The sequence below is a fragment of the Streptomyces sp. NPDC006798 genome (genome assembly GCF_040635975.1).
Lineage (GTDB): Bacteria > Actinomycetota > Actinomycetes > Streptomycetales > Streptomycetaceae > Streptomyces.
Window position 1 is genome coordinate 23,560 of the sequence record NZ_JBEYIS010000021.1, and the last position, 13,857, is coordinate 37,416.

The 13,857-nt window shown below is 72.1% G+C and carries 14 protein-coding genes; 8 read left to right on the top strand and 6 right to left on the bottom strand.

Annotated features, from left to right (window positions below):
• Positions 1–6 precede the first annotated feature (6 nt).
• From ABZ714_RS16490 to ABZ714_RS16515, 6 genes are all read left to right on the top strand, one after another.
• Positions 7–888: a pyrimidine reductase family protein gene (locus tag ABZ714_RS16490; RefSeq protein ID WP_358825916.1), complete on the top strand. Its 882-nt coding sequence runs from the start codon at positions 7–9 to the stop codon at positions 886–888.
• Positions 889–995: 107 nt separating this feature from the next.
• Complete coding sequence (locus ABZ714_RS16495; protein WP_358825996.1) at positions 996–1,466, top strand: indole-3-glycerol phosphate synthase; 471 nt, start codon at positions 996–998, stop codon at positions 1,464–1,466.
• 59 nt (positions 1,467–1,525) lie between these two features.
• On the top strand, positions 1,526–2,938 hold the full coding sequence (gene murC, locus ABZ714_RS16500; protein ID WP_358825917.1) for a UDP-N-acetylmuramate--L-alanine ligase: 1,413 nt from the start codon (positions 1,526–1,528) through the stop codon (positions 2,936–2,938).
• 13 nt (positions 2,939–2,951) lie between these two features.
• Positions 2,952–3,365 (top strand): peptide-methionine (R)-S-oxide reductase MsrB, encoded by a 414-nt coding sequence (gene msrB, locus ABZ714_RS16505; protein ID WP_358825918.1) that lies wholly within the window; start codon positions 2,952–2,954, stop codon positions 3,363–3,365.
• A gap of 390 nt (positions 3,366–3,755) precedes the next feature.
• On the top strand, positions 3,756–4,403 hold the full coding sequence (locus ABZ714_RS16510; RefSeq protein WP_358825919.1) for a nucleoside/nucleotide kinase family protein: 648 nt from the start codon (positions 3,756–3,758) through the stop codon (positions 4,401–4,403).
• Between the two features lie 124 nt (positions 4,404–4,527).
• Complete coding sequence (locus ABZ714_RS16515; protein WP_358825920.1) at positions 4,528–5,481, top strand: hypothetical protein; 954 nt, start codon at positions 4,528–4,530, stop codon at positions 5,479–5,481.
• 41 nt (positions 5,482–5,522) lie between these two features.
• On the opposite strand, the gene treZ is transcribed toward ABZ714_RS16515, so the two are convergent.
• The 6 genes from treZ to ABZ714_RS16545 form a co-directional block, all read right to left on the bottom strand.
• Positions 5,523–7,352, bottom strand: coding sequence for a malto-oligosyltrehalose trehalohydrolase (gene treZ / locus ABZ714_RS16520; protein WP_358825997.1), 1,830 nt, complete (start codon positions 7,350–7,352; stop codon positions 5,523–5,525).
• Between the two features lie 106 nt (positions 7,353–7,458).
• A complete protein-coding gene (locus ABZ714_RS16525) occupies positions 7,459–8,301 on the bottom strand; it encodes a DUF4253 domain-containing protein (protein WP_358825921.1) in 843 nt (280 codons plus the stop codon).
• A gap of 71 nt (positions 8,302–8,372) precedes the next feature.
• A complete protein-coding gene (locus ABZ714_RS16530) occupies positions 8,373–8,858 on the bottom strand; it encodes an SUKH-3 domain-containing protein (RefSeq protein WP_358825922.1) in 486 nt (161 codons plus the stop codon).
• A 27-nt stretch (positions 8,859–8,885) separates the two neighbouring features.
• The gene (locus ABZ714_RS16535; protein ID WP_358825923.1) at positions 8,886–9,362 is read right to left on the bottom strand and encodes an SUKH-3 domain-containing protein; all 477 of its coding nucleotides are present in this window, start codon (positions 9,360–9,362) and stop codon (positions 8,886–8,888) included.
• A 14-nt stretch (positions 9,363–9,376) separates the two neighbouring features.
• Complete coding sequence (locus tag ABZ714_RS16540; RefSeq protein ID WP_358825924.1) at positions 9,377–11,062, bottom strand: YwqJ-related putative deaminase; 1,686 nt, start codon at positions 11,060–11,062, stop codon at positions 9,377–9,379.
• A gap of 140 nt (positions 11,063–11,202) precedes the next feature.
• Positions 11,203–12,093, bottom strand: a complete 891-nt coding sequence (locus tag ABZ714_RS16545; protein WP_358825925.1) for a GNAT family N-acetyltransferase — start codon at positions 12,091–12,093, stop codon at positions 11,203–11,205.
• 378 nt (positions 12,094–12,471) lie between these two features.
• On the opposite strand from ABZ714_RS16545, the gene ABZ714_RS16550 reads away from it, so the two are divergent.
• Positions 12,472–13,023: a hypothetical protein gene (locus tag ABZ714_RS16550; RefSeq protein ID WP_358825926.1), complete on the top strand. Its 552-nt coding sequence runs from the start codon at positions 12,472–12,474 to the stop codon at positions 13,021–13,023.
• Between the two features lie 220 nt (positions 13,024–13,243).
• Positions 13,244–13,813 (top strand): DUF1707 and FHA domain-containing protein, encoded by a 570-nt coding sequence (locus tag ABZ714_RS16555; protein ID WP_358825927.1) that lies wholly within the window; start codon positions 13,244–13,246, stop codon positions 13,811–13,813.
• The last annotated feature ends 44 nt before the right edge of the window (positions 13,814–13,857 follow it).

The window sequence follows — 13,857 nt, forward strand, 5'->3', positions numbered from 1 at the left end:
CACGGCATGCGAAGCCTGCTCCCTGTGACCGATCAGACACCCGACGGCGACCGGGAGTGGTCGCTGGACGAACTGGCCGATCTCTATGCGTATCCGACCGTGATCGCGGCGGGTGCCGGGTCCGGCCCGGCCGCCGGAGCCGCTGATTCCGCGGGGTCCGGCCGGGCCGCCGGAGCCGTAGCCCCCGGTGGGACCGGTGGGGCCAGTGGGACCGGCGGGGCGCCCGGCCGGTGGCTGCGGGCGAACATGGTGTCGTCGCTGGACGGCGCGGCCCAGCACGGGGGAGCGTCGCAGCCGCTCTCAGGAGCGGCCGATATGCGGATCTTCGGCGTGCTGCGGGCGCTGAGCGATGTGGTGATCGCGGGGGCCGAGACGGTACGCCGCGAGGGGTACCGGCCCGCCAGGGCGCGGGAGGCGTTCGCGGCCCGCCGGGCCGCGGCCGGACAGGCGCCCGCCCCGGCGATCGCGGTGGTCAGCGCCTCGCTCGACCTCGATTTCACGGCGCCCCTCTTCACGGAGCCGCTGGTGCCGACGCTGATCCTGACCGGCGCCGGGGCGGCGCCGGAGCGGGTGAGGGCCGCCGAGCGGGCGGGCGCCGAGGTCGTGGTCGCGGGTGACGGACCCGGGGCGGACCCGGCGCTGGCGGTGGCGGCGCTGGCGGACCGGGGTCTGGCCCGGCAGCTCACCGAGGGCGGCCCCAGGCTGCTGGGCGGGTTCGTGGCCGCCGGTGTCCTGGACGAACTGTGTCTGTCGGTGGCTCCCGTACTGACCGCGGGCGACTCCCAGCGGATCACCAACGGCCCCGGGGTGACCGTTCCCGAACGGTTCGCACTGGTGTCCGTGCTGGAGGAGGCGGGGTTCCTGTTCACCCGCTACCGTCGCATCTGACAATCAGCGGAATTTCCCGTTCCGGTTAGCTTCGGCTGGGCAGACTTACTCTCGCAGACCCCGTGCGGTCACGGGGAAGGATGGTTTCCGCAGAAGGGCCCTTGAACGTGTTCACAAGCGTACTGATGATCGAGAAGCCCCTGACGTCCGTCGATGTGGAATTTGTGACAACCCTCCATGGGGACGAGGCCGTCTCGTTCGTCGTGCTGATGCAGCCCCGCGGTGCCCAGGCCGATGTACTGCTGCGGGCGATCGACGACGTGGCCCTCGGTGAACTGAAGGACGCCGTGCGCGAGGGCGACGTACTTGAGGGCGAGGCCGCCGTCGCCCCCGCCGAGCTGGCCCTGGAGCACTCCCTGCGCGCCCTGCGGGCGGCCGGGTCCGAGGCCGTGGGCCAGGTCGTCGAGGACCACCCCCTCGACATGCTGAGGGCCGTGGTCGACGACTCCAACGCCGACGAGGTCATCGTGCTGACCGCCCCGCACTACGTGGAGGAGTTCTTCCACCGGGACTGGGCCTCCCGGGCCCGCCACAAGGTCGGCGTACCGGTGCTCAAGCTCTTCGCCCACAGCGAATAGGGTGGTCCCAGGCCGGAGAGCGACCGGCCGAAGACCCGAACCGGAAGGCAGAGACACGCATGGCATCCGCCATCCCCACCGCCATGGAACGGCCCCACTTCATCGGCATCGGCGGTGCCGGGATGTCCGGCATCGCGAAGATCCTCGCCCGCCGCGGCGCGAAGGTGGCGGGCAGCGACGCCAAGGAGTCGGACACGGCGGATGCCCTGCGTGCCCTCGGTGCCACCGTCCACATTGGACACGCCGCGACCCATCTGGCCGACGACGCCAGCTGTGTCGTGGTCTCCAGCGCCATCCGCGCCGACAACCCCGAGCTGCTGCGCGCCGCCGGGCTGTCGGTACCGGTGGTCCACCGTTCGGACGCGCTGGCGTCCCTGATGGACGGGCTCCGCCCGATCGCCGTCGCCGGTACGCACGGCAAGACCACCACCACGTCCATGCTGGCCGTCGCCCTCTCCGAGCTGGGCCTCGACCCCTCGTACGCGATCGGCGGCGATCTGGCCGGACCGGGCACCAACGCCCGGCACGGCGAGGGCGAGATCTTCGTCGCCGAGGCCGACGAGAGCGACCGCAGCTTCCACAAGTACGCCCCCGAGGTCGCGATCGTCCTCAATGTGGAGCTGGACCACCACGCGAACTACGCCTCCATGGCCGAGATCCACGAATCCTTCGACACCTTCACCGGCCGGATCGTCCCCGGCGGCACCCTGGTGATCTCCGCCGACCAGTCCGGCGCGGTGGAGCTGACCGAACGGGTCCGCGGCCGGGACGGGCTGAACGTGGTCAGCTACGGCGAGTCCGAGACGGCCGACGTCCGGGTGCACAAGATCACCCCGCGCGGACTGACCAGTGAGGTCACCGTCCTCCTCGACGGCCGGTTCCTCACCTTCACCGTCTCGGTGCCCGGCAGCCACTACGCGCACAACGCGGTCGCCGCGCTCGCCGCCGGCGTCGCCCTCGGCATCCCGGCGCACAACCTGGCCTCCGCCCTCGGCAAGTACACCGGCGTCGGCCGCAGGCTCCAGCTCAAGGGCGAGGCCGACGGGGTGCGGGTGATCGACTCGTACGCCCACCACCCCACCGAGATGACCGCCGACCTGGCGGCCATGCGGGGCGCCGCGGCCGACTCCCGGCTGCTCGTCGTCTTCCAGCCGCACCTCTTCTCCCGCACCCGCGAGCTGGGCAAGGAGATGGGCGAGGCGCTCGCCCTGGCCGACGCCTCCGTCGTCCTGGACATCTACCCGGCGCGGGAGGACCCGATCCCCGGTATCACCAGCGCCCTGATCGTCGACGCGGCCCGCGCGGCGGGCGCCGACGTCACCCCCGTCCACGACCGGGAGACCGTGGCCGGCGCGATCGCGGGAATGGCCCGCCCCGGTGATCTCGTTCTCACCATGGGCGCCGGGGACGTCACCGACCTCGGCCCCGTGATCCTGGACCGGCTCTCCGGCCGGACCCGTCCGACCAGCTGAGGAGGCGGTTCCCGTGGCGTACGAGATCGAGAAGCCGGACGAGCAGTGGCGCGCGGAGCTGAGCCCCGCCGAATACCAGGTCCTGCGGCAGGCGGGCACCGAGCCCGCCTTCACCGGCGAGTACACCGACACCGCCACCGAGGGTGTGTACTCCTGTCGCGCCTGCGGGGCGGAGCTGTTCCGCTCCGACACCAAGTTCGCCTCCCACTGCGGCTGGCCGTCGTTCTACGACCCCAAGGACTCCGACGCGGTCGAACTGCTCTCGGACCGCTCGCACGGCATGGTCCGCACGGAGGTGAGGTGCGCCAGGTGCGGATCGCATCTCGGTCATGTGTTCGAAGGTGAGGGGTATCCGACGCCGACGGACCAGCGCTACTGCATCAACAGCATCTCCCTCCGCCTGACCCCGGCGGACCCTGAGGCCTGACCGCGCGGGGCGCCGCGCGCCGCCTTTGTCTTCGGGCCCCGGCGCCTTGGCCCTCCTGGGCGCCGCCCGCTACCCGGGCTCGCCCGACGTCTTGATGTTGTTCGCGGTCCGCGGCCCGTGGTGGGTTGCTCGCGCAGTTCCGCACGCCCCTAAAAGCTCTTCCGAGCGCCGCTCCTGGAAGAGGGGACCCGCCTCTGCGCGAGGACGATGAGGAGGGCAACCCGGGGGCGCGGGGAACTGCGCGACCAGCCACGGAAGGCCGGCAGACCGCGAACAAGAATCAGCCGCCGGGCGCGGCCCGGTTGGCCGGGGCGGCGCCCCGGAGGGCCAAGGCGCGGCGGCCCCCGCCGGGGTGCGTCACCCGAACACCCCCGGTGGGAGAATGCGGTCATGTCCCCGACCGGTCCCGACGTCGCCCCGCTCGCGTCCCTGACCGACCGCGCCCGCGCGCTCGCCGTGCCCGGCCGGCGGCGGATCCTGGGTATCGCCGGGGCGCCCGGCGCCGGGAAGTCGACCCTCGCCGCCCGGCTCGTGGCCGCCCTCGGCGAGGGCCGGACCGCCGTCCTCGTCCCCATGGACGGCTTCCACCTCGCCCAGGCCGAGCTGCGGCGACTGGGCCGCGACCACCGCAAGGGCGCCCCCGACACCTTCGACGCCGAGGGCTATCTCGCCCTGCTGACCCGGCTGCGGGCCGCCGAACCCGGGGTCACCGTGTACGCGCCCGCCTTCGACCGGGCCCTGGAGGAGCCGGTCGCCGGGGCCGTGCCCGTACCTCCCGATGTCCCCCTCGTCGTCACCGAGGGCAACTATCTGCTGCACGACGACGGACCGTGGCGCCGGGTCCGGCCCCTGCTGGACGAGATCTGGTACGTGGAGACCGCCGAGGACGTCCGGCTGCGGCGGCTCGTCGCCCGGCATGTCGCCCACGGCCGGGAACCCGGCGCGGCCCGGCGCTGGGTGCGCGACTCCGATCAGCCCAACGCGCTGCTCGTGGCGCGCGGCCGGACCCGTGCCGACCTGGTCGTATCCCTGTCCTGACCCCGGCCGGGGAGCCGGCCGGGACCGGTGTGTCGATCTGTTGAACGGATCTTTGCCGGTACGGGCGACCGGGGTGGGTAGTCTCGGTGCCCTAGTCGGGTGGGTCGAGTGGGAGGCGGTTGACGTGGGGTTGTTCCGGCGGGGGTCGAAGCGCGACCGCAGCGACGCGCCGAGGGACCCCGAGTTCTCGTACCTCTCCGCCGGTGAGGGCACCCGGTTCCGCTCCCAGGTCCGGGAGGCGTTCGCGGAGCTGGGCCTGGAGGTGACCGTCTACGCGGACGTCGTCACCGACAGTGCCGGACGCCAGTTCGGACTGGCCAATCTCGCCGCCGTACTCCACAACGACGACCGTGGCCCCCGGGCCTGGCCGGAACTCGTCCGGCGGCATGTCGGGATGGTGCTGCGGACCATGGACGCGCCCTCCGCCCTCGACACCCTCTCCACCGAACAGATCAGGGCCCAGCTCTACCCCCGGGTCCTGGGCGCCGAGGGCTTCGACCCGGAGAACTTCGGCTACGCCCGCCGGATCGCGCCCGGACTCTACGAGATCATCGCCCTCGATCTGCCGGAGAGCGTCATGATGCTCACCGACGACGCCCTCGAACCCCTCGGCGACCTGCCCTACCTCCGCCAGCAGGCCCTCTACAACCTGCGCGGACTGCCACTGGAGGGCCATGAGACCGTCAAGGGCGGCGACGGCCTCCGGTTCGAGGTGGTGATCGGGGACTCCTTCTACACCGCCAGCCGGGTACTGACCCTGGAGAGCGTCGTCCGCGAGGTGACCGGGGAGACCCTGACACCCGACGGCGCGCTGGTCGCCTTCCCGTTCCGGCACCAGCTCGCCTTCCACGTCATCCGCGACGCCGGACTGATTCCGGCGCTCAACGCCATGACGTCGTTCGCGGCCTCGGGTTTCGCGGACACGCCCGGGGCCATCTCGCCGTACGTCTACTGGTGGCGCGACGGCACCCTCACCCAGCTCAGCGCCCACGACGAGGACGGCGAAGGGCTGCGGATCGTGGTGGGGGAGGAGTTCCAGGAGCTGCTGGAACGCCTCGTCGGCGACGACGACGCATAGGCCGGGCCCGGCCCGGCACCTCACGCGCGGGGCGCTCGTCGTCAGGGGGCGAGGACCACCGCACACGACTCCGGACCCAGCGTCAGCACCCCGGCCGAGTCCGGCCGGCCCGGCCCGTCCGGCGGATCCCACGCCGCCAGCACCCGGGCCCCGGTACCGACCGCGAACCGGGCCGGTGACCCCGTCGGGTTGAACAGGATCCGCAGCTCCCCGCGGCGTACGGCGAATCTGCCGCCGCCGTCACCGCCGTCGCCCCCGTCCGCGGAGTACGCCAGCCCCACCGACGCCAGATCCGGATCCGTCAGATCGGGCTGCTCCCGGCGGAGCGCGATCAGCTCCCGGTACCAGGACAGCAGCCGGGCATGCGGTTCACGGGCCCGCTCGGACCGGTCCAGGCACGACCGGCGCCGGGTCTCCGGATCCTGCGGATCGGGTACGGCCGCCGGATCCCAGCCGTGCGCCGCGAACTCCTCCCGCCGCCCCGCCCGCACCAGGTCCGCGACCGCCGGGTCGGTGTGGTCGGTGAAGTACTGCCACGGCGTGCCCGCGCCCCACTCCTCGCCCATGAAGAGCATCGGGGTGAAAGGGCCGGTCAGTACCAGGGCCGCGGCGCAGGCCAGCAGCCCGGGGGAGAGCAGGGCGGAGAGCCGGTCACCCGCCGCCCGGTTGCCGATCTGGTCATGGGACTGGGCGAAGCCGACGAACCGCCCGGCGGGCGTGGTCGCCGGATCCACCGGACGGCCGTGCGTCCGGCCCCGGAACGAGGAGTACGTACCGTCGTGGAACCAGACCCGGGTCAGCGACCGCGCCAGCGCGCCCCGGGGACCGCCGTCCGGGAAACCGGCGAAATCCTGGTAGTAGCCGTGGGACTCGCCCGTCAGCAGGGTGTGCAGCGCGTGATGGAAGTCGTCGTTCCACTGGGCGTGCACACCGAGGCCGCCCGCCGCGCGCGGCGTCGTGGTCCGGGGGTCGTTCCGGTCGGACTCGGCGATCAGGAAGAGCGGCCGGCGCAGCTCGTCCGCGAGCCGGTCCACCGCGGCCGACAGCTCCTCCAGAAAGGTCAGCGCCCGGTCGTCGGCGAGGGCGTGCACCGCGTCGAGCCGCAGCCCGTCCAGCCGGTACTCCCGCAGCCACATCGACGCGCTCTCCAGCAGGAAGGCCCGCACCTCGTCCGAACCGGGTCCGTCGAGGTTGACGGCCGCGCCCCACGGGGTGCGCCGGGCCTCCGTCAGATACGGGCCGAAGGCGGGCAGGACGTTCCCCGAGGGGCCGAAGTGGTTGTGGACCACGTCCAGCACCACCCCGAGCCCGTGCCCGTGGGCGGCGTCCGTGAACCGCTTCAGCGCCGCCGGGCCGCCGTACGGCTCGTGTACGGCCCACGGGGCCACGCCGTCGTACCCCCAGCCGTGCGTCCCCGGGAACGGGCAGAGCGGCATCAGCTCCACATGGCTGATCCCCAGCTCCGCCAGCTCTCCCAGGTGCGCGGCGGCGGCGTCGAGGGTGCCCTCGGGGGTGTAGGTGCCGATATGCAGCTCGTACAGCACCGCGCCGGGCAGCCCCCGGCCCGGCCAGTCGTGCCGCCAGACATGGGTGTCGGGGAGGACCACGGCCGCCGGTCCGCCGGGCCCGTCGGGGAGTCTGCGGGCACGGGGGTCGGGCAGCGCCGGCCCGCCGTCGATCGCGAAGGCGTACCGGGTGCCGTCACCGGCCCCGGCCTCCGCCGTCCACCAGCCGGTACGGTCCGGATCCCGGGCCAGCTCGACGGCCCGGGCGCCGTCGCGGCCGGGGCCGTCGTCATCGTCAGCGGTCCCTTCGCCGAGCCGCAGCGTGACCCGCTCGCGCGCCGTCGGCGCCCACACCTCGAACAGCACCGGCACACCCCGTCCGTCGTCGGCTCCCGGCCTCCTTCCGCCCATCCTGGCAAGACCGGGCCCCGGCCGGGCGGTCCGTACCGCCGTTGAGGTCAAACCCCGGCGGTCAGTCCCACCAGAAGTACCACTCGCGCGCGCCGTCGATCGCGTCCGCGTACGCCTCGATGGTGCCCGCGCCCTGCCATATGTTGTCGGGGCAGAAGGCGAAGTGCTCGGCGGCGACCGCCAGCGCGGCCTCCCGCCCGAGCGGCGGCGCGGCGACGCTCAGCCGCAGAGTGGCGAAGCCGACCGACACCAGCCGGGCGCCGAACCGGGACTCCCAGTCGCCGAGCACGGAGGAGAAGGCGGCGATGTCCCCGCTCATATTGACCGGCCCCGACCACCCCGCGACGGTGAGCGCGGCGGCGGCCGACGGCGCGGCGACCAGACCCAGCCGCAGCCACGGCGACATGGCGAGCAGCTCCCGCGCGAGCGCGTCGGCGAGCAGCCCGGGATCCCCGTCCACCGCCCCGGCGGGCGCGCGCCCCGGCCAGCCGGCCCCGAACGGCGCGAAGACCTCCGAGAACCGTTCGTCCTCGCCGTCCCCGTCGGTCACCTCGGTCTGATCCCCCCACCACTGGGCGAGTACGGCCTCGGGATCCCGCTCGCCGACGGGCTCCTGCGGCGGGAACAGCTCCCCGCCCGCCCACGGCCGGAACTCCTCGTCCTCCGGATCGAGCGCGTCCAGCAGCAGCGGATAGAGTCCCGACCGGCCGTGATCGGACCGGAACCGGGCGTACTCCCGGGCGTTCGTCGCCCCGTCCCCGAGCCAGAGCACGGGCGGCCCGTCCTCCCGCTCATCGGCCCGTACGACCCGCCCGGCGGGCAGCTCCACGGACAACTGCCGGTGTTCGGCCTCCCCGGGCGGGAAGAGGAGACGCAGTTCGGGATCAAGCGCTCGAAGATTCACACCGAACACGCTAGAACACCCCACTGACATCGCCCCCGATCCGAGGGGCCGGCCCAGGAGGCCTGCCGGGGTCAGATGTAGTAGTCCTCGGCGTCCTCCTGATAGCCGGTCATCAGGGCGGCGAGTGCCCCGGGTTCGTCGGCGCCGAGGAAGTAGGGGCCGGTGTGGTGGAGATAGAAGAATCGGCCCGTGTCGTCCAGCAGGACGATCCCGTTCTCGGCGGTCTCCCAGCCGACGGGGAAGAGACGGCGGCCCAGGCTCTCCGCGAGTTCGGTGATCGACTCGGCGTCCCCCGTGTACCCGAAGGTGGGGTCGGCCCGGAATCTGCGCTCCGGCGCCAGCGGCATCGGGAACTCCAGGCCGACGTAGGACGCGACGAAACGGCGTACCTCGCCCCAGGGAAGCAGGGGGAACCCCTCGGCGGCGGAGCGGCGGACGCGTACCTCGATCAGCCGGTCGGCCCGGGCCCGGTTCCCGGGGTCGTCCTCCCGGCCCGGCCGCCGGCCGTGGGCCGACAGCCAGGCGTTCACCTCGTCGGCCGTCTTCCGGAGGGGCATCGATGACCTCTGTGTCGGCCGGCCCGATCAGACGTAGTAGTCCTCGGCGTCCTCGTAATCCGCGCTCTGCCAGCCGATGATGCCGCCGTACTTCCCCTGCCCCAGGTAGTAGTTTCCGCTCCAGTGCATATAGAAGAACCGGTCCGACGGGTCGACGAGCACCACGGCGCCGTCGAAGGTGTCCAGGGCGACCGGGAAGAGTTCCGTCCCGAGGTGACCGGCCAGCTCCGCGAGTTCCTCGGCGTCGCCCGCGTTGGTGAGCCAGGGGGTGAAGACGGCGAATTCCTCGGGCTCCGTTCCGATGAGCGCCTTGAGGTCCAGATATTCGCGGAGGAAAGCGAGGGCGGGCGCCGAGGGAGTGAGTTCGAGGCCCTGGGCCCGGTACTGGTCCACCACCTTGGTGACGGCCTCGGCGACCGCCTGGTCGCCGACGTCGCGGCCCGGATGCCAGCCCGCCCCGGTGAGCCAGGCATCGACCTCTTCGACTGTCTTCAGAATGGGCATTCGTCGCTCTCGCTCTACTTGTGTGCCTTGACGCCGATCAGGGGGAGGACTTCCGTGCAGGACCTGCACGGAGGTTTGTACTCACCGTGTGTCTTGAACCCCGTGGGGTCCTCCTGCTCACCGATCTGCAGCGAGTAGACGAGGGAGCCGTCCATGGCCCGGCGAACGTCCTCCGGGGTGCTGATGGTGACTCCGTCCCGCTGCTCGATGTGTTTCAGCCGGTCGGAGACGAGGGACATCTCGGCACACTTCCCGTGACCGCCGCCCGGCCGGTCGCCCTTCGACTCGATATCGGCCTTCACCTTGTCCAGGATGCCCTGGAGTACCGGGTGATTGGTGAGAGCCGTCTGCCCGTGCTTCTTCGAGGAACTGGTGTGGGTCGTCAGCGTCCCCTCGTGCAGCAGACCTCCGGCGCAGGCTTTGAGGATACGGTCCTTGCCCACCGAGTCGTGCCGACCGGGCTCCTGGTTCTTGGCGTCGTTGGCCAGTTGCAGGGTCTCCCGTTCGAGGGCCGCCCGCTGCTGTTCCGGGGTGAGGCCGTTGACGTCGAGGGCGTCGCGGCGGTGGTGCTTCATCTTTCCGGCGCTCTCGCCGTGCCAGTTCGGCTGGGGGTCCAGCGGGCGGCCGTTGGGGTGGGAGCCGCCGCCGTTCCCGCCGTTGCCCCCGCCTCCACCGCCGCCTCCCCCTCCGGAGGAGCCCCGGCCGCCGCCCGGGTCGGCGCCGTCGACCTTGGTGACCTTCCTGACGTTGTCGCGGGCTTCCTGGTCCTTGCCTCGGTGGATCTTGGAGCCCTGGCCGATGGCGTCGGGGATCTCCTTGCCGACGTGCTTGCCGAGGTGGCCGTGGCCCTTGACCAGTTTCTCCACCACGCCTTCGATGGCGGTGTCGAGGACCGCCGTGAGGGAGTCCTTGCCCTTGGCCCGGCCGTGGTGGTTCTTCGCGTTCTGGATCTTGGTCTTCGCCCGGGTCTCCATTGTGACCTGGACGTTGGCCAGCTTCCCGCCCGTACTGCCGTGCGCGTCGTGGTCGATCTGCGGACCCCCACCCGGGCCCCCGCCGGCGGAGTTGAGCTGGAGACCGTCCCTGCCCGCCTGCACCGTCTGCGCGGTGTTGATGCCGTCCTGGTCGCCGGTGATGTTCATCGCGGTCTGGATCACCAGATCCGTGACGATCGACTCCAGCGCCTGTACAGCGGGCTGCATCAGGATCGCGGTGATCTCCGCGACCGCCGCCTCCGCCATCTCCTTCATGATCGCCTTGAACGCGATCCGGGTCGCCGCGATCTTCCCGCCCGCCAGCAGCGCCGTCAGCCCGGCGGTGAACGGCGCGGCGGCCAGCGCGATTCCCACCGTCGCCGCCAGGTCGGCCAGCTCCGCCACCGCCGCGATCTTCCGCGCCACGATGATGTCCGCCACCCGGTCCAAAGCCGTCGCGATGATCCGCGCCGCCCCCGCCAGGTCCTTGTTCTTGCCCTGGACCTTCTTCCAGTGCCGGTCCAGCGCCGTCAGCGACTCACTCGACCCCGTCGACAACAACCGCTGCACATGACCGTGCGCCGAACCCGCGTCCTCGTCCGCGTCCGCCGCGAACTCCCGCAACGCCGTCGCCATATCGCGATAGGCGTCCTCGTCCACATTCGGCCAGCCCACACCCACGATGTCGAGCATGGTGTCGACACCCTCGGGAATCGTGTAACCCACGACCCACCAACCCCCGTTAGTCGGTTCGTTCCGTCCCATCAATCAGCCAACAGCATGTCATGAGACATGATTTTCGGCCTCGGCCACCCGTCCCGACCGCCGGTGGCGGACCCGGTGAGGGGCCCGCCACCGGGCCGGGCTCACGCCCCGTGCACGAAGTCGATCCGCTCCTGGATCACCGGGAAGCCCGCCCGGGCGAAGTGCTTGGCCATCGGGACATTGGACTGGTCCGTCGCCCCGAGCACCGATTCCGCGCCGTGTTCCACCAGGAAATGCAGGCACTCGGTGAGCAGGTCGTAGGCGTAGCCGTGGCCCCGGGCCTCGGGGACGACACCGATGAAATCGACGCAGGGACCGGCCGGGACATGGGCCGGGATGTGCAGGCCCACCAACTCGCCCTCGGGTGTCTCGGCGACCCGCCACCACTCGCGCGGCGACGGGCACCAGTGGAAGAACTCCAGCTCCTCACGGGCCGCCTGGTCGATGCCGCCCTGTTCGATCGCGCGCAGGGCATGGGCGTCGAGGGTGGTCGAGTGGACCCGGCGCAGGATGTCCAGGATCACCTCGTCGTCCGGTTCGGGTCGGTACACCAGCCGGGCCCGGCGCTCGGGGAGGCCGTTCTCGGGGGTCCAGCGGTAGCGGAAGCGCTCCACGAGGATCCGCATCCCGGCGGCCCGCGCCGCCCGGATCCGGGCCTCGCCCGCCGCCCTGAGTCCGGCGTCGTCCCGCCAGCCGGGCGGCAGCAGCAGTTCGTAGTCCACCTGGTACGGCGCGGTGCGCAGCAGTTCGGCGCCCGCCTCCTCCTCGCCTTCGGCGACGTCGAACCAGTTGACGTTGACGGGGGAGGAGTCGTTCTCGCCACCCCACCAGGCGGCCCGGGCGACGACCCGGCCGTCGCGCAGGGCGACCCGCTGCCATGCGGGGCGGTGGGTGACATGGGAGAGAGCCCGGCCGATACCCAGCGGGTCGGGCAGGGTGTGGAAGAGATGGGCGTCGCTCTCGGAGAGCGCGCGGATGACCGTCTCGGTCATAAGAGGTGTTCCTCCGGAAAGAAATGCGGATGGCTGCTCCGCGCTCCCGGGGATCAGTCGACGAACGCCCGGCGGACAGGGAGGGAGCGCGAATGGTGGTGGAACTGCACGGCACTCGCCTCCTTCCGGTTCGTTCAGCGGCGTCGTGGCCACGTTATCCGGACGGTCCGGCGGACGTCCAGGGGTTTCCGGGCGGAGACGGACCCGCTGCCGGGCGGTCGGCCCCCGCGCGATCGGGGTGCCGGCCGGCCGGGCACATCCGCTCGGAGGATGACCGTGCCTCCGCCGCCCGGCCGGTCGGGCCGCCCGGGGCTCGTACCGGCGGCCCGGGCAAGTACGCCCCGCAGGCTGACGAAGAGCGCCCGGGGGCGGCTGAGGATGACTCGTATGAGCCTTCCCCCCTCCTCCGCCGCCGTATCCGCACTGGCACCGCCGCCCCGCTGGGCGGTCCGGGCCGCGCATCTGACCACGTTGGTGGTCCTGCCCAGCGGGCTGTGGCGGATCGCCATGGTGTTCGGATACCCCAGCGGTCACACGGATGCGGGCTTCGAGTCCTTCGAGACGCTCGGGGCCAAGATGTGGATGCTGGCGCTCAGCGTGCTCAGCGAACTCGTCGCCTTCCTGACGATCGGACTGGTGCGGCCGTGGGGCGAGGTCGTCCCGCGTTGGATACCGCTGATCGGCGGGCGAAGGGTTCGTCCCATGGCTGCCGTCGTCCCCGCCGCCATCGGCTCGGTGGTCCTGACCCTGTTGTGGGCCAACGTGCCCTGGTGGTGGACGTATCCGAACGAGGACATGACGTCCACCGGGCACCTGGTCGTCGGCATTCTCTACCAGCCGCTGATCCTCTGGGGTCCGCTGACGGCGGCCGTCACCGTCTCCTACTACCGCCGCCATCGTGCCGCACGGCGCCGGGGGCAGGCCGTCTGACCGACCGACCCGGTGTCCGCCGGGCGCTCCGGACGACCTGCTCACGGAGCCGGAATCGGAGCCGGGGAGCCGCCGTACCGGCCGTGAGGAAACACCATCGCGCCGACTGTGCCGAAGCTGTGCCGGAATTGTAGCCTCCACGCAGGTCAGGCCGGGTGCGGCGGCGATCGCGCGGTTGGCTTTCTGGACACTCCGCCGCCCCCGGGCCGACAATTACCGGGTGACCTCCTCCCTGCCGTCCCCGCCACCCGGGCTCCCCGGACAGCCCGTTCCGCTGCGGCCGTCCGACGCCGAACGGGATCTGGCCGTGGACGTGCTCAGGGAAGGCGCCGCGGCGGGCCGGATCTCGCACGACACCTTCGTCCGCCGGATGGAGCTCGCCCTCGCCGCCCGCAGCCCGGAGGAGTTGAAGGTCCTCACGGCCGATCTCCGCTCCGACGACGGGATATCCGGGCGGGTGGTCCGTTCGGTGAGCGGGGTCTCCGCGTTCCTGGTCCGGCTGCGCCGGGCCTGGGCCGCCGAGAAGCTGCCCCCGCTGCTGCTCCCCGAGCCGGGGCCGCGTCCGCTGCGGATAGGCCGCGATCCGGGCAACGGGCTGCGGCTGACCCATGAGAGCGTCTCCCGGCTGCACGCCGAGCTGATTCCGCACGGGCCCGGCTGGTTTCTGCGCGACCTCGGTTCGATGAACGGGACGACCGTGAACGGGCTGCGGGTCACCGGCTCGGTGGCCGTACACGACGGGGACGTGGTCTCCTTCGGCCAGATCGCCTTCCGGCTCACCAAACGCTGACCCGGCAGCCGCGGCCCCGCCGCCCGGCCGCTCCGCCTTCCGGA

Coding starts and splice junctions, on each gene's coding strand:
- ABZ714_RS16530 (WP_358825922.1), bottom strand. CDS start 8,858: ATGCCCCTCCGGAAGACGGCCGACGAGGTGAACGCCTGGCTGTCGGCC.
- ABZ714_RS16490 (WP_358825916.1), top strand. CDS start 7: ATGCGAAGCCTGCTCCCTGTGACCGATCAGACACCCGACGGCGACCGG.
- ABZ714_RS16550 (WP_358825926.1), top strand. CDS start 12,472: ATGACTCGTATGAGCCTTCCCCCCTCCTCCGCCGCCGTATCCGCACTG.
- ABZ714_RS16535 (WP_358825923.1), bottom strand. CDS start 9,362: ATGCCCATTCTGAAGACAGTCGAAGAGGTCGATGCCTGGCTCACCGGG.
- murC (WP_358825917.1), top strand. CDS start 1,526: ATGGCATCCGCCATCCCCACCGCCATGGAACGGCCCCACTTCATCGGC.
- ABZ714_RS16510 (WP_358825919.1), top strand. CDS start 3,756: ATGTCCCCGACCGGTCCCGACGTCGCCCCGCTCGCGTCCCTGACCGAC.
- ABZ714_RS16545 (WP_358825925.1), bottom strand. CDS start 12,093: ATGACCGAGACGGTCATCCGCGCGCTCTCCGAGAGCGACGCCCATCTC.